This window comes from Streptomyces longwoodensis (genome assembly GCF_001514125.1).
Taxonomy (GTDB): Bacteria; Actinomycetota; Actinomycetes; order Streptomycetales; family Streptomycetaceae; genus Streptomyces; species Streptomyces longwoodensis.
Genome location: NZ_KQ948558.1, coordinates 162,413 through 182,147, shown reverse-complemented (window position 1 = coordinate 182,147; position 19,735 = coordinate 162,413). Strand labels below are relative to the sequence as shown.

Here is a 19,735-nt window from a genome sequence, read left to right as displayed (position 1 = left end):
TACAACTAAACTGTACAGCACGGCTGTGGGGGTTCGTTAGGATGAGCGCCATGGACGACACCCTCGCCGAGGACCTGCGGCGCGCCGTCGGGGACCTGGTGCGTGCCGCGCGCACCGTCGACACCATGCCCGCGGGGGAGGCGGCCGTGCTGGGCCACCTCGACCGCGGCGGGCCGTACACGACCGCCGAACTCGCCCAGTTGCGCGGCGTCACGCACCAGTCGGCCGCGAAGACCGTCAAGGAGCTCCAGGGCGCGGGGCTGGTGCGCGCCGAACCGCACCCGACGGACGGCCGCAAGCTGCTGCTGCACCTCACCGACACCGGGCGCCGGCGTCTGGACGGGGAGCGGACCCGGCGGGCCGACTGGCTCACCGCGGCCATCGAGGACACCCTCAGCGCCCGGGAGCAGGAGCAGCTGCGCCGGTGCGTCCCGCTGATCGCCCGGCTGGCCGGCCGCCTGAACGAGCGCTGAGGGCCGGGAACCGGAAGGCCCCGCGTCCGGGCGGCGGTGACGCGCCGGACGCGGGGCCTTCGCCGCCTTCGTCGCCTTGTCGTGTCAGGCTCAGGCGCGCGCGTTGACCAGTGCCGCCATGTTGCCCGCCGGGTGGCGGTTCTCGTGGATGAGCTGGTGGGCCAGGCCGATCTCGTCGAAGGCGAAGGTGCGCGACAGGCACGGGTCGATGACGCCCTGCGCGATCAGCCGGGTCACCTCGCGCGCCTCCCGGGCGCTGGCGACGTGCGAGCCCTGGAGCCGCTTCTGCCGCATCCACAGGAAGCGCAGGTCCACGTCGCCGTTGTAGCCGGTGGTGCCGCCGCACAGGACGACCATGCCGCCGTTGTCGACCAGGTACATCGACGTGGGCACGGTGTCGGCGCCGGAGTGCTCCAGCACGATGCGCGGGCTGCGGCGCTCGCCGAGCACCTCCCAGAACCGCCGGCCGAAGGCGCGCACCCCGCTCAGCCAGCGGGCCATGGCCTCCTCGTCGGACGTGTCCGGCAGTCGTCCCCAGTGGTCGAACGCGCGCCGGTCGATGTAGCCCTCGGCGCCGAGCTTGAGGCAGAACTCGCCGCGCTCCGGGCTGGAGACGACCGCCACCGGGATCCCCCCGACGTGGCGGACGAGCTGGATGGCGATGCAGCCGAGCCCGCCCGCGCCGCCCCAGATCAGCACCGGGTCGCCCGGGCGCACGGTGTGCGGCTGCCAGCCGAAGAGCTGGCGGTAGGCGGTGGCGGCGGTCGCCATGTAGCAGGCGGCCTCCGCCCAGGACAGCCGGGCCGGCTTGGGGTGGAGCATGTAGTCGTCGACGACCGCGAACTGCGCGAAGGAGCCGTAGTTCTCCTCGTAGCCCCACACCCGCTGGCTGGAGGAGAACGCCGGGTCGGCGCCGAGGCGGATGTCCTCGGCGGACTCGTCCCAGCGGTTGGCCAGGACCACGACCTCGTCGCCGAGTGCGACGCCGCGCACGTCCTCGCCGACCGCCCACACGATGCCGGACAGGTCCGAGCCGCCGATGTGGAAGTCCTCGGTGGCACCGGCCTTCTGCCGGGCGGTGATCACGTCGAGCGGCTCGCCCAGCGCCGCCCAGACGTTGTTGTAGTTGATGCCGGCCGCCATCACCTTCACCGCGACCTGTCCACGGCCCACGGGCGGGACGTCCACCACCTCGGTGCGGAAGGCGTCGACGGGCTGTCCGTAGCGCTCGCGGCGGATGAGCGAGGCGTACATCCGGCGGGGCACGGTGCCGATCTCGGGCGCGTCGCCGAGCTCGTAGAGGTCCTGGGTCGCGGTCACGCGGGGTCTCCTGAACGGTCGGGGCGTTCTCGGGTGGGGGGTGCGGGCGGCCGCCCGTGGTTCAGTCGCCGAGCGCGCGCAGCGCCTTGGCGACCGTCTCGCCGATGCGGGCGATCGGCTCGGCCTCGGTCATCTCGTAGTGGCCGCAAGGTACTTGGTGGTCGTGCAGGGTGCCGTCGACGTACGGGCGCCAGGCGTCGGCCTTGCCGGGCTGGACGGCGAGGTCGCCGGCGGAGGCCGTGGCCGGTTCCTCGGCCGCGCTGAAGAACAGCACGTCCCCGCGGAAGCGGCCGGGCGCGAACTGCGGTGCGATGCGCAGGTTGTTGCGCATGACCGTGGCGATCGCGGCGCCCTCGGCCCGGGTGATCGGCGCACTCCCCGCGTCGGCGTCGATGCGGTCCAGCACGCGCTCCACGTCCGCCGCCCCAGCGTTCGCCGCCCCCGCCCCCGCGTCCGGTCCGACCGGCAGGCCGGCCACCCGGGACAGCAGGGCCGCGACCTGGCGTTCGGCCGTCCCCGGGTCGTAGGAGGAGCCGTGCGGCTGGGGCGCGTCGAGCATGGCCAGCAGCTCCACCCGCTCCCCGGCCTCCTGCAGGGCGCAGGCCATCGCGTGGGCCACGAAACCGCCGTAGGACCACCCGAGGAGCCGGTAGGGGCCGTGCGGCTGCACCCCGCGCACCACGTCGAGGTACGCCTCGACCATCGCGGCGGCGTCCGGCGCGGGCGGCCGGGTGCCGTCCAGGCCGAGCGCCTGGACGCCGTAGACGGGCTGGTCGCCGCCGAGGTGGGGGAGCAGCCCGGTGTAGCGCCAGGACACGCCCGCCCCGGGGTGCAGGCAGAACAGCGGGACGGCGGTGCCCTCCGCCCGCAGCGGCAGCAGGGGACCCAGCGCGGTGGCCGGAGCGGTGCCGGACGGGGCGCCCTCCGGTTCCTCGGCGAGGAGCCCGGCGACGGTGGGCGCGGCCAGCAGTTTCGCGGCGGGCACGTCCAGGACGCCCGCCTGGCGCAGCCGGCCCGCCAGGAGCACGGCGCGCATGGAGTCGCCGCCCAGGTCGAAGAAGTTGTCGTGCACGCCGATGCCGCCGATGCCGAGGGTCTCCTCCCACAGCCGGGTGACCGTCTCCTCGCGGTCGGTGCGCGGCGGGACGTGACGCGTCGTCAGGCGGGGCCGCGGCGCGAGGCCGTCGCCCGTCGCCGCCTGCTCGGGGCCGTCGCCCGCGGTGGGGTCCGTGCGGGCGCCGGGCGCGTCGATCCAGTGCCGGTGGCGTTCGAAGGCGTACGGCGGCAGCGGCACGCGCCGGGCGGTGTCCGGCGCCGGGGGCAGGGCGCCGTCGACGCCCGCGCTCCACAGCCGGCCGAGCGCCTCGGCGAGCACGAACCCGTCGGCGGCCTGGGCCTTGGCGTGCCGCATGGTGGTCACCGTGACCGGCGCCCGGTCGGCGAGCCGGTTGCCGGCCAGCTTGGTCAGGGTGTCGCCGGGGCCGATCTCCACGAGCACCGGCCGCAGGCGGTCCCACAGTGCGGCGATGCCGTCGGCGAACCGCACGGTGTGCCGGGTGTGGTCCAGCCAGTGCCGCACGGAGGTGGCCCGGTCGTCGGTGATCCAGTCGCCGGTGACGTTGGTGACGTAGGGGATGCGCGGCGGGCGCAGCGTGACCTGGCGCAGGTGCTGCTCGAAGGCGGGCAGGACCGGGTCCAGGACGTGGGAGTGGGCGGCCACGGGGATCCGAAGCCGGCGGAACGGCACGTCCCGGCGGGCGAGTTCGGCCTCGAAGCGCGCGACGGCGTCCAGGTGCCCGGCGACGGTGCACGCGGTGGGGCCGTTGACCGCCGTCAGCGACAACTCCGCGTCGAGCAGCGGCAGGACGTCCTCCACCGGGGCGGCGACCCCGGTGGTGGCGCCGCCCGCCGAGCTGATCAGCCGGATGCGCTCGGTGACCAGCGGCAGCATCTCCTCCAGGTCCATCACCCCGGCCAGGCAGGCCGCCGTGTACTCGCCGAGCGAGTGGCCGATGAGGGCGTCCGGCCGGACGCCCGCCTCCATCAGGGTGCGGGCCAGCGCGTACTCGGTGACCACCAGGCCCAGGAAGGCGTCCGTGTCGTCGCCCGGGCCGCGCTCGACGAGCGTGGCGCGCAGGTCGCCGCCGAGGACGGGCCGCAGGATGCGCGCGCACTCGTCGACGGTGTCCCGGTACACGGCGTTCTCGCGGTACAGCTCCGCGCCCATCCCGGGGTACTGGGTGCCGCCGCCCGGCAGCAGGAACGCCACCCGGACCGGGTCGTCGCCCACGGGCGGGGTGACCGGCGCGGCGGAGCGCAGGGCCTCGACGGCCTCCTCGGGGGAGGAGGCGGTGACGGTGAGGCGGTGGCGCAGCGCGGGCCGTTCGGTGCGCAGGCTGTGCGCCACGTCGTCCAGGCGCAGGCCGGGACGGCGTTCCAGGTGCCGGGCGAGGGCGTCGGCCTGACCGCGCAGGGCACCGGCGGTCCGGGCGGACAGGGGCAGCACCAGGCGCCGGCCGTCCTCGGGCGGGCGCGGCGCGGCCGGCGCGGGCGCCGGGGCCTCCTCCAGGACGACATGGGCGTTGGTGCCGCCGATGCCGAACGCGGACACGGCGGCCCGGCGCGGGTGCTCGCCCCGCGGCCAGTCCTCCAGGGCGGTCGGCACCCGGAACGGGCCCGCGTCGAAGTCGATCAGCGGGTTGGGCCGGTCGAAGTGCAGGCTCGGCGGGATCTGCCGGTGCTCCAGGGCCAGCACGGCCTTGATGAGCCCGGCGATGCCGGCGGCCGCCCCCAGGTGGCCGATGTTGGTCTTCACCGAGCCCAGGGCGCAGAACCCGCGGGCGTCGGTGCTGTGCCGGAACGCCTCGGTGAGCGCCGCCACCTCGATCGGGTCGCCCAGCTTGGTGGCGGTGCCGTGCGCCTCGATCAGCCCGATGGTGCCCGCGTCGACCATCGCCTGGGCCTGCGCGGCGAGGATCACCTCGGTCTGGCCGGCGGCGCTCGGCGCGCTGAAACCGACCTTGCGGCGCCCGTCGTTGTTCACGGCGCTGCCGCGGATGACGGCGCGGATGCGGTCGCCGTCGGCGAGGGCGTCCTCCAAGCGCTTCAGGACGACGGCCCCCACACCGTCGCCGGAGGAGGTGCCGGCGGCGTCGGCGGCGAACGCGCGGCAGTGGCCGTCGGGGGAGAACGGCCCGTCGGGCACGTGCCGGTAGCCCAGCGCGGCCGACGGGTTGAGGGAGACCGCCGCGGCCAGCGCGGTGTCGCACCGGTAGTCCAGCAGGTCCTGGCAGGCGGTGTGCACGGCGACCAGCGCGGTCGAGCAGGCCGTCTGCAGCGACACGCTCGGTCCCGTCAGGCCCAGTTCGTAGGAGACGCGGGTGGCGAGGGTGCCCAGGGAGTTGGCGGTGGCCGCGTGCACGAGGGCCACCGAGCCGGGCTGTCCGGCGAAGCGCGGGTGGACGTGGGCGGGGTAGTAGCGGCTGTCGCCGCTGCCCGCGTACACCCCGAACGCCCCGGTGTCCCGGCCCTCGCCCAGGCAGCCGGCGTCCTCCAGCGCGTGGTAGGCGGTCTCCAGCAGCAGCCGCTGCTGCGGGTCGACCACGGCGGCCTCGGCGGGGCTGTAGCCGAAGAAGCCGGAGTCGAACCGGTCGATGCCCTCCACGGTGGAGACCATGCGCACCAGGGAGGGGTCGTCCAGGTCGCTCGGGCTGCCGCCCGCGGCGAGGAACTCCTCGTCGCCGACGGGGCGCACCGACTCCCGGCCGGCCGCCAGGTTGTCCCAGAAGGCGTCCAGGTCGTCGGCGCCGGGGAACCGGCCCGCCATGCCGACGACGGCGACGGCGGGCACCTCCTCCTCGGCGGCCTCGGTGTGCGCTGCGGGGGTGTCATGCATGGCCGCGGTCCTTTCCGTGGCGTGCGGTGCGGCGGGCGCGGGCCGCTCGCTGCCGTTGTGCTTGTTCCTTGGCGCGGTCCAGGCCGCTGGGCGCGGGCCCGGCGGACCGGTGCCCGGCCGGGTCCTCCGCCCGGGCACCGGAACCGTCCGACCCCGGTGCCGGCTGGGCGGCGGGCCGGGCGGTGGCCGCCAGGTGGCGGGCCAGGGCGCGGACGGTGGGGTGGGCGAACAGGTCGACCACCGACACGTCGGCGTCGAAGGCGCTGTTGACGGCGGACTGCGCGGTGACCAGCAGCAGCGAGTTGCCGCCCAGGTCGAAGAAGTTCTCGTCCAGGCCCACCCGGTCGCGGCCCAGCACCGCGCACCACACCTCGGCGAGCCTGCCCTCCAGCCGGCGGGCGTCCTCGCCCGGGTCGGCCTGCTCGTCCTGGTGGCCGGTGGTGCCCGCCGAGCGCAGCACCCAGTCGTCCGCCAGGCCCGCCGCACGGGCGGCGTCCCCTGCCGCGCGGTACAGGGCACCCAGGTCGGCGCCGTCCGCCAGGCCGACGCGGGCGGCAAGGCGCCGCACCGGCCGCACGGGCGCCGTGACGTGGCTGCGCACCCAGGGGGCGGTGCGGTCGGCGCCGATCAGCAGGTGCGGGACGTCCAGCGAGCGCGCCAGGTCGAAGGAGCGCAGCGCGGCCGGCCCGTCCAGCAGCCGGTAGCCGCGGGCCTCGGTGAGCGCGGCGAGCCGGTAGCCGCGGCTGACGCCCTGCTCGCGCCACATGCTCCAGGCCAGCGACTGCGCGGGCAGCCCACGGCTGCGCCGGTACAGCGCGAGGGCGTCCAGCGCGGCGTTGGCCGCGGCGTAGGCGGCGTTCATCGCCCCGCCGAAGAAGCCGTTGACGGAGGAGAACGTGACGAAGGAGGAGACGGGGTGATCGGCGGTCAGCCGGTGCAGCGTCCACGCGCCGCCCGCCTTCGCCGCCAGCGCCTGCCGCCAGGTGTCCTCGTCCAGCTCGCCCACCGGGCGCTCCACGAGCGTCCCGGCCAGGTGCAGCACCGAGGTCAGGGGCACTCCCCACACCTCGGCGGCCGCGTCCACGGCGGCGCGCACCCGGGGCTCGTCGGTGACGTCGGCGCAGGCGTAGCGGACCTCGCCCAGCTCGCGCAGCCGCCGCAGCACCTCCCCGCGCCGTACTCCGCCGGCGGGGACGTCAGGGGCGTCCAGGGCGTCCTCGGGCGTGCGGCCCAGGACCAGCAGCCGGGTGCCGGGCGTGCCCAGCAGGTGCGCCGCGACCTCGCCGCCGACTCCGCCCAGACCGCCGGTGACCAGGGTGAAGCCCTCGTCGGTGGCGGTCTGGGGACGCGGGGGCGCCTCCGGCAGCGGGGCGAGGCGGCGCACGTGGCGGTGGCCGTCGCGGTACGCCACCTCGGCGGCGTCGGGGTCGACGCGCGCCTCGGCGAGCAGCAGCTCCACCGCCTCCTCACCGGCGCCCGCCGGCAGGTCGACGTGCGTGCCGCGCAGCCAGCCCAGCTCCTCCGCAAGCGACTTGAGCAGGGCGCCCGCCATGGCGTGACCCGGGTCGGCCGGCTCCTCGGCGTGCACTTGCCGGGCGCCCGTGGTGGCGTACACCAGATCGACGGGGCGCTGCCGTCCGGTGCGGGAGACGAGGGCCCGGGCGAGGGCGAGCAGGGACAGGGCGCCGGTGTCGTCGTACGGGGTGGTCGGCGCGGAGTCCGCGTCGCGCAGGCCACCGAGGTGGACCACGGCGTCGACCGGCCGCTCGTCGCGCTCCAACTCGTCGAGCAGCGCGGCGAGATCGGCCTGCTCGCCGGGCCGCACCCGGTAACGGGCCGCGTCGAGGCGGGCGTACGACGTGCCGTCGGAGGCGACGGTGCAGCGCTCGCCCGTGGCCCGCAGGGTGACGGCGATCCGCTCGGCGAACCGCAGCGAGCGGGCGTCGTCGCCCGCGAGGACCAGGGTGTGCCGGCCGGGCGCGGTCTCCCGCGGGGCGTGCTGCCGTGCGCGCTGCCAGACCGGCCGCAGGAACCAGTCGGGCACGGTCGCGGCGGTGCCCAGCAGCAGCTGGGTCGCGCGCACCTGCTCGTCGAACGCGCCCGCCTCGAAGCTCTTGCGCAGCTTGGTGCGCTGGATCTTGCCGATCTCCGTCTTGGGGATGGCGTCCTGCGCGACCGGGACGAGGAAGGCGGGGCTGACGCCGATCTCGCGGGTCACCTTGCCGGCGATCTCCCGCAGGGCGGCCGCGGTGTCCCCGTCGGCGGCCTCGGGGGCGAGGTGGAAGAACAGGGCGAGTTCGTCGGTGGGCGCCGAGGGGTCGGAGCGCACCGCGACGGCGGCGGTGAAGCTCCGCTCCACGTGCGGCAGTTCCTCGACGCACGCCTCGATCTCGTGGCTGTAGTGGTTGACGCCGTTGACGATGATGACGTCCTTGGCGCGCCCGGTGATGTAGAGCTCACCGCCGCGCAGGAACGCCAGGTCCCCGGTGTCGAACCAGCCGTCCTCGGTGAACGCCTCCGCGTTCGCACCGGGGTTGTCGTGGTAGCCGCCGGTCACGGAGGTGCCGCGGACCTGGAGGCGGCCGGCGTCGCCCTCGGCGAGCACCGTGCCGGAGTCGTCGACGACGCGCATCGCGAACCCGGGGTACGGCAGCCCGCAGCTCACGAACGTTCCCTCGCCGGGGACCGGTCGGGGAGCCAGGGAGACGTCGGTGACCACCGAGCAGGTCTCGGACATGCCCCAGCCGGGGTGCATCACGTCCTGCGGCAGGCCGAACGGCTCCAGGACGTGCAGGAAGCGGCGGGCCGCGGCGGCCACGACGACCTCACCGGCGTTCATCACCAGCCGCATCGGCGACAGGTCCCACGAGCGGTCGGCGAACCGGTCGGCCTGCTCGGCGAGGAGACCGAACGCGAAGTTGGGCGCCCACGTGACGGTGACCCGGTGCCGGTCGGCGAGGTCCATCCAGCGTGGCGGGTCCTGCAGGATCCACGAGGTGGGCGCGTGGACCTGGCGGCAGCCCAGGTACACGTCCCGCAGGTGGAACATCACCACGCCGGTGACGTGGTCGAGCGGGATCCAGTTCAGGGAGACGTCCGAGGCGTCGAGCCCGTTCATCTGCTCGGTGGCGGCCGAACGGGTCAGCACGTTGCGGTGGGTGAGCCGCACCGCCTTGGGCAGGCCGGTGCTGCCGGACGTCATCAGCATCAGGATGAGGTCGTCGGGCCGGGCCTCGTACCAGTCGTGGTCCTCCGGTGCCTCCCGCAGCTCGTCGGCCGTGGTCAGGCGCAGGCCGGGCCAGTTCTGTCGGGCGGCCAGGCCCCGCAGGCCGCCCTCGCGGTCGGCGGAGCACACGACCCAGGGCCGGCCCAGCATCCGCCAGATGCCCTCCAGCTTGGTGAGCGCCGCCGAGGGCGTGTCGTAGGAGGCGGGAACGGTCAGCGGGACGGCGACGAAACCGCCCAGGATGCAGCCCCACAGCACGGCCAGGAAGTCCTCGGTGACGTCGCACTGGAGGATCACCTGGTCGCCGGGCCGCAGGCCCGCCCGGCGCAGTCCGGCCAGCACCCGGGACGCCTCGGGGACGAGCGAGGCGTAGCTGCGCCGGTGCTCGCTCCCGTCGGCGTGCACGTGGACGATGTCGCCCCGCCCCCGCTCGGCGGCGCGGCGCAGGGCCTGCGCCCAGCCGGCGACGGACGGTTCGACCAGCGCCGGGCCCTCGCTGAGCGCCGGCACGGCGGACGCCGGGGTGCCGGCCGAGGCGGACGCGGCGCCCGTGGTGTCCGGGGCGCGGTCGGCCCGTCCGGCGTGACGGCGGTCCAGTTCCTCCGGGGTGTCCTCGACCGTCACCTCGGCGTGGGTCACCCCGGGGACGCGGGCCAGGCGCTCGTGCCAGGCGGCCGCCGCGGCGCGGTCTACGGCGGGCAGGGCGGACAGCGCGTCCGTGTCGAGCCGTCCGTCCTCGTCGTGCGGCAGGGCGTTGACGGCGGTGACCCGGACGGCGGTGTGGCCGGCGCGGTCCAGGACCTCCTCGACGCGGTCCGCGGCGTCGGCGCGCCCCGGCACCACGTACAGGCGCGGAGCGCGGCCGTCGGCGCCGGACAGGGCGCGGGCGGCGCGGATGCCCGGCACGGACAACGCGGCCGCCTCCAGCTCCCCGGCCGCGGGCCCGGCCGGGACGGGCGTGCGCTCGGGGACCGCGGGCAACTGCCCGACGCGCACGGCGGGGTCGGCGCTCACCGCGCGCAGGACGTCGTGCAGGGCCCGGGCGAACGCCTCGGCGGTGGAGGGGTCGTAGAGGTCGGTGGCGTACTCGACGTGCAGGGTCAGGCCGTCGGGGGTGCCCTCGGGGGTGTGCCGTTCCAGGACGTCGACGAAGAGGTCGAACTTGGCGGTGCCGGTGGCGGTCGGCCGCAACCGGTCCCGGTGCCCGTCGAGTTCGAGGACGGCCGGGTCGTTGTTCTGCAGGGCCAGCATCACCTGGAACACGGGGTGCCGGCCGGGGTGGCGGGGCGGGTTGAGCTCGTCGACGAGCCGGTCGAAGGGCAGGTCCTGGTGGTCCAGGGCGGTCAGGTCGGCGGAGCGCAGCCGGGCCAGCAGGTCGCGGAAGGCCGGGTCGCCGGAGGTGTCGGCGCGCAGCACCAGCGTGTTGGTGATCAGCCCGATCAGCGGGTCCAGGGCGGGCTCGGTGCGGCCGGCCACCGGGGTGCCCAGGACGACGTCCTCACCGGCGCCGCAGCGGGTGAGCAGCGCGCTGAGGGCGGCGTGCAGCACCATGAACAGGCTCGCGCCCTCCCGGTCGGCCAGGGCGAGCAGGTCGCGGTGCAGGGCGGCGTCCACGGCCGCCTCGAGGTGCGCGCCCGTCCCGCGCGGTGTCGCGGGGCGCGGCCGGTCACCGGGCAGGCCGCACTCCTCGGGCAGGCCGGCCAGGGCCGCGCGCCAGTGCGCGGTCAGCCGCTCCAGCCGGCCCGTGCCGTCGGGCTCCGGCGCCAGCAGGGCGCGCTGCCACAGGGCGTAGTCGGCGTACTGCACCTCCAGGGGCGTCCACACGGGGGCGCGGCCGGCACGGCGGGCGGCGTAGGCCGTGCCCAGGTCCTCGGCGAACGGCCGCAGCGACCAGCCGTCGGCGGCGCTGTGGTGCAGCAGGAGCACCAGCGTGCGCGCGTCGGCCGGGCCCAGCAGCCAGGCGGCCAGAGGGCTCTCCGCTCCCAGGTCGAAGCGGTGGCGCAGGGCGGCCTCCACGTGGGCGGCGCTCTCCGCGGCCGGGCAGTCGACCCGGTGCAGCCGCGGGCGCAGCGCACCAGGCGGCAGGACGCGCTGGTAGGGGGTGCCGTCGTGCTCGGCGACCACGGTGCGCAGGCTCTCGTGGCGGTCGGCCAGGTCGCCGAGCGCGGCCTCCAGCGCGTCGGCGTCCAGGCCGGGGGGCGCGGTCACCACGAGCGGGATGTTGTAGGTGGCGGCCCGGTCCCCGAGCCGGTGCAGGAACCACATGCGCTCCTGCGCGTACGACAGCGGCACCCGCTCGGGACGGACGGCGGCGCCCAGGACGGGCCGGGGCAGCGCGTCGGAGGGGTCGGCCGAGTCCGCGGCGAGCCGGGCCGCGAGCGCGGCCGGGGTGGGTGTCTCGAACAGGGCGGTGATGGCGATCTCCGCGCCGGTGTCGTGCCGCAGCCGGGCCAGCAGGCGGGTGGCGAGCAGCGAGTCGCCGCCCAGGTCGAAGAAGTTGACGTCGATGCCGACGCTGTCGCGCGGCAGCTTCAGCACGTCCTCGAACAGGGCGCACACCAGCGCCTGGTGCGGGGTCGCGGGCCGGGTGCCGGAGGCGGCGGCGGTGAAGTCCGGTGCGGGCAGCGCCCGTACGTCGAGCTTGCCGTTGGCGGTCAGCGGCAGGGCGTCCACGGCGACACAGGCGGCCGGGACCATGTGCTCGGGCAGGCGGGCGGCGGCGTGGGCCCGCAGCTCGGCCGGGTCGGCGGGCGTGTCGCCGGCGGTGAGGACGTAGGCCACGAGCTGCTGGACGCCGTTGTCGGCGCGGCGGGCGAGGACCGCGGCCCGGGCCACCCGCGGGTGGGCGGCGAGGACGGCCTCGATCTCGCCCGGCTCCACGCGGAAGCCGCGGATCTGCACCTGGGCGTCGGCACGGCCCAGGTAGTCCAGGGTGCCGTCGGGACGGCGCCGCGCCAGGTCGCCCGAGCGGTACATGCGGGTGCCGGGCGGCCCGAACGGGTCGTCGAGGAAGCGCTCGGCGGTCAGCTCGGGCCGGTGCAGGTACCCGGCGGCGACCCCGGCACCGGAGACGTACATCTCGCCGCTCGCGCCGGGCGGGACGGGCCGGCCCCCACCGTCCAGGAGGTGGACGCGCAGGTCGGACAGGGGCCGGCCGATGACGCTGCCGCGCCGCGGGTCGTCCAGGTCGGCCCGGGTCAGGCGGTGGTGGGTGACGTGCACGGTGGTCTCGGTGATGCCGTACATGTTCACCAGCTCGGGCCGGTCCAGGCCGTGCCGGTCGGCCCAGGGCCGCAGCCGCGCCGGGCGCAGGGCCTCACCGCCGAAGACGACGTAGCGCAACGCCCCGCTGTCCCCGCCGCGTTCGAGGTCGGCGTCGGCCAGCTGCTCGAAGGCGGACGGCGTCTGGTTGAGGACGGTGACGCCCTCGCGGTGCAGCAGGTCCAGGAAGTCCCGCGGGGAGCGGCTGACGGCGTGGGGGACGACGACGAGGCGTCCGCCGTGCAGCAGCGCGCCCCACATCTCCCACACCGAGAAGTCGAAGGCGTAGGAGTGGAACAGCGTCCACACGTCGTCCGGGCCGAAGCCGAAGTGCTCGGCGGCGGCCGCGAACAGGCGCACCACGTTGGCGTGCGGCACCGGGACGCCCTTGGGGCGGCCGGTGGAGCCCGAGGTGTGGATGATGTACGCGACGTCGGCGGGGCCCGTCGGCCCGTGCCGGTCGGCGTCGGTCAGGTCGCCGGCGGGGCGCGCGGCCAGGTCCGCGGCGACCCGCGGGTCGTCCAGGAGCACGGTGGGCACCGACCCGCCGCCCAGGTGGGCGTGGGCCCGCTCGGTGACCAGCGCGACGGGCGCGGCGTCCTCCACGACCAGGCGCAGCCGCTCGGCCGGGTGGCCGGGGTCCAGGGGCAGGTAGGCGGCGCCGGTCTTGAGGACGCCGAGCAGCGCGGGCAGCAGCCGTACCCCGCGCTCCAGCGCCAGCGCCACCACCCGGCCGGGACCGGCGCCGTGCTCGGTCAGCAGCCGGGCCAGCCGGTTGGCCTCGGCGTTGAGCTCCGCGTACGTCAGCCCGGTGTCGCCGCAGGTGACGGCGGTCCGCCCGGGAACGGTGGCCGCCTGCTCCTCGAACAGCTCGGTGAGAGTGCGCTCCACCGGATGCGTGCGCACCGTGGTGTCGCGGGGGTGCTCGCCGGGCAGCAGGACGTCCAGCTCGGCCGGCGCGGCCGTCGGGGCGGCCTCGGCCAGCCGGCGCAGCACGGTGAGGAACCGCTCGCGGTGCAGGGCGAGTTCGTCCTCCTCGTACAGGGCGGGGTTGGCGTCGAAGGCCAGCCACAGCCCCCCGGCCTCGGCGCCGGGCCGCACCGAGATCTGGAGGTCGTCCACGGCGCCGCCGGACAGGTGGTGCCAGGTGGTGGGGCGGCCGTCGAACACGGGCGACTCGTCGAAGGGCACGATGTTCAGCACGGGCCCGTACAGCCGGCGCCCGGTACCCAGCAGTCCGAGGTCGCGGCGCAGGTACTCGCCCCGGTACGCCTGGTGGCGGCGCAGGGCGCGCAGCTCCTCGGCGACGCCCCGCGCGATCTCCTCGAGCGGCGTTCCCGCGGTGGCGCGCACCCGCAGCGGCAGCACGTCGGAGGCCGTGCCCGGGGTGCGCAGCGCGGCGCTGCCGAGGCGGCTCATCGTGGCCAGGCCCAGCACCAGGTCGTCGGCGCCGGTCATGCGGTGCAGGTACAGGGCGGTGGCCGTGGCCAGCAGGTCGGCGCGGGCGACGCCCAGGCGCGAGGCCGCCGCGTCCAGGGCGGCCACCTCGGCCGGCGCCAGCTCGGCGGTGCGGCGCAGGAAGGGAGCGGTCGGGGCGGCCGCACGGGAGGTGAGGCGCGGCGGTTCGGGCAGCCCGGCCAGGCGCTCGGCCCAGTGGGCGCGGTCACGGGTGTGGCGGTCGCCCGCGCGGTAGGCGGCCTCCTCCTCCTGGAGCCGGCCCGCCGGCGCGAACCCGGAGGGGTCCGGCTCGCGCCCGGCGGCGAGCGCGTTGTACACCTCGGCCAGCCGCCGGCCCAGCAGCTTGTAGCTGTAGCCGTCGAGCAGGATGTGGTGGGCCCTCAGCAGCCAGATGTACCGGTCCGGCGCCAGCGCCAGCAGGGCGTGCGAGAACAGCGGGCCCTTCTCCAGGTCCACGGGGGTGGCCAGGTCGGCGCGGATCCAGTCCCAGGCGGCCTCCTGGGGGTCGTCGGCGTCCCGGACGTCGACGAGGTGCAGGGGCCAGTCGTCCGGGTCGGCGGCGCGGTGGCAGCGGGGACCGTCCTCGGTGTCGGTGAACCGCAGGGCGAAGGTGTCCGCCTCGGCGACCGTGCGGCGCAGCGCGGTCTCGAACAGGCCCGTGTCGAGCGGCCCGTGGATCTCCACCGCCTCGCCGGTGTTGTACGCGGCGCTGTCCGACGCGAGCCGCCCGGCGTACCAGAGACCCTCCTGGGCCCCGGACAGCGGACGCCGCTCGTCCTGCTGGAGTGACATAGCACAACCCTCACGTGGCAACCGAAGTGTCCCGGCCGGCGACGGCACGACCGGATCGGACCGGACAGGAGCGGTGCGGCCACCGCCCCGCGCCGCCCTCGCGTGTGACTGCGCGCCGGACCGGTCCACGAAGCGGGGAAGGAGGTCGCACGCCGGGAATCCGGTGAACACCCGTCGTCCCGGCCCCGGTTCTACGGCTCATCACGGTGCGCCACCGCGCTCCGGCCGGTCAAGGCGGCACCGGCCCGCGCGCGGCAATTCAGGGAATTCCCCAGAGAACGCCGGCCGGGGGAGTGTGCATGCGCCACGAACTTCTAGGGAAATCACGCGACTTCCCTTTCCGGCGGCGTTCCGGGTGGAATCGGCGGCGGCGCGCGGTGCACTCTCGGACGCGACTTCGACGCCCCGGGACGCAATTGCGGCGACAGGCCGGACCCGCCCGGGGCCACCCCGTTGGACGACCGAGAAGAGGGCCGCCGTCATGCACCGTCCGCTGTGTCCGGTTGAGACGCTCTACGTGGGCCAGCGCAGCAGGGCCGTCCTGTCCTGCACCCTGCGCGGCCACGTCGACGTCGAGGCGCTGGCCGCCGCGTTCCAGACCGTGACGCAGGCCCACCCGACCCTGCGCTCCCGCATCGTGACGGACGGCACCGGCCCCGCGCTGGCGCTGCTGGACGAGGCCGCCCGGCCCCGCCTGGAGACGCGCACCGGAGACCTGGCGGAGGCCTACGCGACGGAGCTGAACCGGCCCCTCACCGTGGGCGGTCCGCTGTCCCGGGCGACCCTGGTCAGCGCGCCGGACGGCGAGGAGCACCTGTTCGTCCTGCTGGTGGACCACACCGTGACCGACGGGCACAGCAGCATCGCCCTCCACAACACGCTGTGGGACCACTACCGCGCCCTCGTCACCGGCGGACGGCCGCGCACCGGGGCGCCCGGCGCGGACCTGCCGGACACCCCGGACTGGCCGGAGCCCGTGAGCGCGCTGCTGCCGCCGGCCGACGAGGCGGACACCGCCGCGTACCTGGCCGCGCGCACCGCGCACGCCGAGGACCACCCCGTCGACCTGGTGCGCTACGACGCGGCGCCGCCCGGTGCGCCCGGGGAGGCGGCCGACGAGGGGCACATCGAGGTGTGCCGGCTGACGCTGGACACCGACCGGACCGCCCGCCTGCGCGAGCGGGCACGGCAGGCCGGCGTGTCCGTCCACGCGCTGGTCGCCGCCGCCCTGCTCGCCACCGCCCGCCGGCGGCTCACCGGCGACGGCCCGCGCACCCTGGGCTGTCTGTCACCCGTCGACCTGCGCTCGCGGCTGACGCCGCCGCTGGAGCCGTCCGTGATGGTGCCCGCCGTCACCACGCACCTGCAGACCCTGGAAGTCGCCGAGACGTCCGACCCGCTGGGCCTGGCCCGCACCGTCCACGCGCGGCTCACCGACTTCATCGCCGGGGGCGGTCACTTCCACGAGATGCGCATCACCCCGGAGATCCCCCGCAACCCCGCCCTCCAGCTGGCCACGGTGATCGTCACCAACATGGGCGTCGTCCCCGGGCCCCGCCTGCCGGACGGCCTGGACGCCGTCGACGTCCGCCTGGTGCCGGGCCGCGAGAACTACTTCCCGCAGGCCGGGCGCAGCCCCGTCATGGCGTGCGTGGTCTCCTTCGAGGGCCGCCTGTCCATCGAGTTCCCGCACTACACCGGCTGCTTCACGCCGTCCTTCATGACGGCCTTCCGCGACGAGGTGCTCGACGGCCTCCTCGCCTTCGCGTCCGAGGCACACCCCGAGCCCGTCACCGCGGACGCCGGCTGAACGCCGCCTCCCCGCAAGCGGGTCGACCACCCCCCACGTCCGAACGAGGGCCGCCCCCGCCCCTGCCGCCCGGTTGCCGTAAGGAGTGCTCCTCCGCCATGTCCACCGTCAGCGAACTCCCGTCGCCGCTCACCCTGGTGCCGCGCGCCCAGTCGGGCGACGAGCACGCGATGAACCACCTGCTGAACCACATCACCCCCTACGTCAGCCGCATCTGCCGCTCCATCACCCGCGACGACGCGGCCGACGCCACCCAGGAGGCCCTGCTCGCGATCTACCGCGGACTGGGCACCCTGCGCGAACCGGTCGCGTTCTACGGGTGGGTGCGCGCGGTGACGGTCCGCGAGGCCGTGCGCACCGCCAGGCGCTTCGGTGAGGAACAGACCTGCTCCGAGGTCGAGTCGCGGCACCAGGCCAACCCGCTCGACGCCGTGCACATCACCGACGTGCTCGATCGCCTCTCGCGCGCGCACCGGCAGGTGCTGACCCTGCGCGCCTACGGCCTCAACGAGGAGGAGATGGCGGAGGTGCTCGCCCTGCCCGTGGGCACCGTGCGCTCCCGCCTCTTCCGCGCCCGCCGGCGCTTCCAGGAGGCGTGGCAGCCGTCGGCGGCCTGACCCCGGCCCGCCGTGCGGCGGGCGTACGACGAGGGCCGTGGCGTCGTCCCTGACGGCCACGGCCCTCGTCGGGGGCGGGCTCCCGCTCCGCCCGGAGGCCGGACACCCGCGAGGAGGCGGGCTCCCGCTCCCCACGGACGTCCGGACACCCCTACGGCTTGACGCGCTCCGGCAGCACGCGTGGCGGCCACTGCCCGGCGGCGAACATGCCCAGCGCGTGCGCGCGGGAGACCAGCGCCGGCCGGTTGGGGGTGTCGAACCGGCGCAGCATCTGACCGATGCGGTACTCGATGCCCTGACGGCTCAGGTAGAGGCGCGAGGCGAGCTGCACCGTCGACTCGCCGCGCGCCACGCCCTCCAGCACCTGCGCGTCGAGGGCGCTGAGGAGCGGTCCCTCGTGGGCCACCGGCCGGGTGACCGGCAGCGGTCCCACGGGGGCGGGAGCGGTGGGTCCGGGTGCGGCGGCTGCGGGGTGGTGCAGGAGGACGACGGCGCCGGACGTCCCACCCGCAAGGCCCCGTACGGCGATGGCGGTCATGTCCGCGTGGAAGTCCACCCCGGTACCGTCCTTTCCGGTCACCTTTTCGGTGAATCGGGGCTGACGGCCCGAGGAGAGGGCGACGAATTGTTCCCGCAGCCGGTCGGGCACGGCCGAATGCAGGAGGTCCAGAAGCCCGTACCCGCATATCTCCCCGCTGCTGAGGCCGAAGGGCCGGGCGAATTCCGGTTCCGCGGACGTGATGACGAGGTTGTCGGGAAAGGAGCGGACCGTGCAGACGGCTCTGGAGGCGGAGGCGGAACGCGGAGCGTCCCTGCGGAGGGCGGGGAGAGCCGGCTGGGCGTCCCGGTGGTGCTTGCGGGGCGAGGCGTCGGGGAAACTCGTGGTCGCCACGGACGTACCGTCCTTATGGTGCGCATGGGGGGGGTGGAGGGGGGTGCGCGGAACGGACCGGCGTGTCGGTGCCGGGGTGCCGGCAGCGCTCCGGTGCACGGGCGTGCCGCCAAGTCGGCGGCCACGGGCCGTCGTTCCGTCGGAGGAGGGACAGGGCCTACGCGTCTGCGCGGACCCCGGGCCGCCGTTCACGGGGAGCGGATGCACCCGGCGGGGGCCGGCCGGTGGCCGGAAAACGTTGTCACGGCCATCGGGGTGCGCCGCTCGGTGCGCGGATCGGGCTGGGCCCCGGGCAGGCGGGGTGTGGCACGGAAACCTCCATGAGACGAAATGGGGGAGTCGCGTCAGGTCGGTGCCTTTGAGGCTATGGTGCGGCAACCCCCTTGGCAAGGCGTTGCCAGGTGACCTGGGCAACGTGTCAACTCCCGTGGCCGCAGGCGGGATTGAGCGGCGTTCAAGCGTGCCGGAAGCGGGTCCCGGTAGGGCAACACGCGCAGTGAGCAGGGGAGTTGGTGATCGCTATTCGCCTTGCGACCCCTTTCCCGGGCTTCGTAAAGTGTTGGCAACCCCAGGTGTCCGGTCGGGCGGGCCAGGGGTGGGTCTCGGGGCGGAGGTCCGGTGCGTCATGGGAGCGAAGGTGGGGAGATGCTCGAGCAACCGTACTTCGGCCGCCGGCTCAAGCGGCTCCGGCTGGAGCGGGGGTTGAGCCAGGCTGGACTGGTCGGTGAGGGGATGTCGACCGGGTACCTGTCGCGGCTCGAGTCGGGGGACCGCAGGCCCACGGAGCGCGCGACGGCGTACCTCGCCGAGCGGCTGGGCGTCGACGCCTCCGTGCTCACCGGGCCGCCGCCGCAACGGCCCCTGACGTACGAGCTGGCGGTCGCGTCCTCGGCGCCGTCCGGCACGCACGACCTCGCCGCCCTCGGCCGGGCGGTCGACGAGGACGCGGGAGACGATCCCGCCGCCCGCTGGCAGGCCCTGTGGCTGCTGAGCCGCAGCGCGCGCCGCGCCGGTGACTACGCGGAGGAGCGCGAGCACCTGGACCGGCTCGTCGAGCTGGGCGAGGCGATGGAGGTGCCGGAGCTGAGGGTGCGCTCACTCGTGGCGTACGCCCGTTGCACCCGGGCCCTGGGTGACATGCGCACGGCAGAACCGGTGGCCGCCAAGGCGTTCGGGCTCGCCCGCTCGGAGGACCTGGCCGTGTCCGACACCCTGGCCTCCCTGACGGTGCTCATCGACATCGAGGCCGAGCTGGGCCGGCTGGACGCGGCCGCCCGGCACGCCGACGACCTGGAGCGGGACCTGCTGCCCGCGGCCGCGCCGGGGCAGGCGGCGGAGGGCTGGTGGACCGCCGCCACGGTCTGCGGCCGCCGGGGCGACCACGCCGCCGCCCGGTCCCGGCTCGACACGGCACTCCGTCTCCTGAGGGGCACGGACAACCTGGCCCTGTGGACCCGGCTGCGGATCGCCGCCACCGCGGCCGCGCTCGAGATGACACCGCCCCACGTGGGCACCGCCGAGTGCTGGCTGGCCGAGGCCGCGTCCGTCGTGGACCTGATCGGCACCCCCGCGCAGACCCAGGAGCTGCGCGCCCTGCGGGCCCACCTGGCGTTCCACCGGGGCCGGCCGGACGAGGCCCGCGCGATCAGCGCCGCGCTGCTGGCCGAGGAGGACCTGCGGCTGTCCTACCGGGACCGGGTGCGGCTGTCGGTCCTCCACGGCCGGCTGACGATCCTGTCCGGCCGCGTCGAGGAGGGCATCGCCGTCCTGCAGGGGCTGGGCCGTCAAGCCGCCGAGTCCCGCAACCTGGACCTGTCCGCCCACGTCTGGCAGACCCTCGCCCAGACCCTGGCGGAACTGCGCCTCCCGCACACGACGAGCGCCGAGGGCGGCGCACCGCGGGGGGTGCGCTGAGGGGCGGGTCGGGGCCGGGGGCCGGCCGACCCTGCTCGGCCAGGGTGACCGCAGGGCCTCACCGGCGGCCGGCCGTC

8 protein-coding genes are annotated in these 19,735 nt (G+C 75.8%); 4 read left to right on the top strand and 4 right to left on the bottom strand.

Going from position 1 to position 19,735, the window contains the following annotated elements:
• The first annotated feature begins 50 nt into the window (after positions 1-50).
• The gene (locus tag AQJ30_RS25250; protein WP_067238338.1) at positions 51-473 is read left to right on the top strand and encodes a MarR family winged helix-turn-helix transcriptional regulator; all 423 of its coding nucleotides are present in this window, start codon (positions 51-53) and stop codon (positions 471-473) included.
• A 90-nt stretch (positions 474-563) separates the two neighbouring features.
• Here AQJ30_RS25250 and ccrA read toward each other — a convergent pair whose 3' ends face one another.
• From ccrA to AQJ30_RS25235, 3 genes are all read right to left on the bottom strand, one after another.
• Positions 564-1,793, bottom strand: a complete 1,230-nt coding sequence (ccrA, locus tag AQJ30_RS25245) for a crotonyl-CoA carboxylase/reductase (RefSeq protein ID WP_067238335.1) — start codon at positions 1,791-1,793, stop codon at positions 564-566.
• Between the two features lie 61 nt (positions 1,794-1,854).
• Entirely contained in the window at positions 1,855-5,688 is a 3,834-nt protein-coding gene (locus AQJ30_RS25240) for a type I polyketide synthase (protein WP_067238681.1), read from the bottom strand.
• Positions 5,681-14,425 carry a non-ribosomal peptide synthetase gene (locus tag AQJ30_RS25235; RefSeq protein WP_067238334.1) on the bottom strand — a complete coding sequence of 2,915 codons (8,745 nt, stop codon included), beginning with the start codon at positions 14,423-14,425 and terminating at the stop codon, positions 5,681-5,683. The genes AQJ30_RS25240 and AQJ30_RS25235 overlap by 8 nt, the downstream gene beginning before the upstream one ends.
• Before the next feature lie 481 nt (positions 14,426-14,906).
• Between AQJ30_RS25235 and AQJ30_RS25230 the strand changes: the two genes are divergently transcribed.
• Together AQJ30_RS25230 and AQJ30_RS25225 are read left to right on the top strand one after the other, a co-directional pair.
• Positions 14,907-16,235, top strand: a complete 1,329-nt coding sequence (locus tag AQJ30_RS25230; protein ID WP_067238331.1) for a phthiocerol/phthiodiolone dimycocerosyl transferase family protein — start codon at positions 14,907-14,909, stop codon at positions 16,233-16,235.
• Positions 16,236-16,333: 98 nt separating this feature from the next.
• Positions 16,334-16,852 (top strand): RNA polymerase sigma factor, encoded by a 519-nt coding sequence (locus tag AQJ30_RS25225; protein WP_067238329.1) that lies wholly within the window; start codon positions 16,334-16,336, stop codon positions 16,850-16,852.
• Positions 16,853-17,003: 151 nt separating this feature from the next.
• On the opposite strand, the gene AQJ30_RS25220 is transcribed toward AQJ30_RS25225, so the two are convergent.
• Positions 17,004-17,744, bottom strand: a complete 741-nt coding sequence (locus tag AQJ30_RS25220) for a LuxR C-terminal-related transcriptional regulator (RefSeq protein ID WP_067238314.1) — start codon at positions 17,742-17,744, stop codon at positions 17,004-17,006.
• A 645-nt stretch (positions 17,745-18,389) separates the two neighbouring features.
• Here AQJ30_RS25220 and AQJ30_RS25215 point away from each other — a divergent pair.
• Positions 18,390-19,658 (top strand): helix-turn-helix domain-containing protein, encoded by a 1,269-nt coding sequence (locus AQJ30_RS25215; RefSeq protein WP_067238312.1) that lies wholly within the window; start codon positions 18,390-18,392, stop codon positions 19,656-19,658.
• The last annotated feature ends 77 nt before the right edge of the window (positions 19,659-19,735 follow it).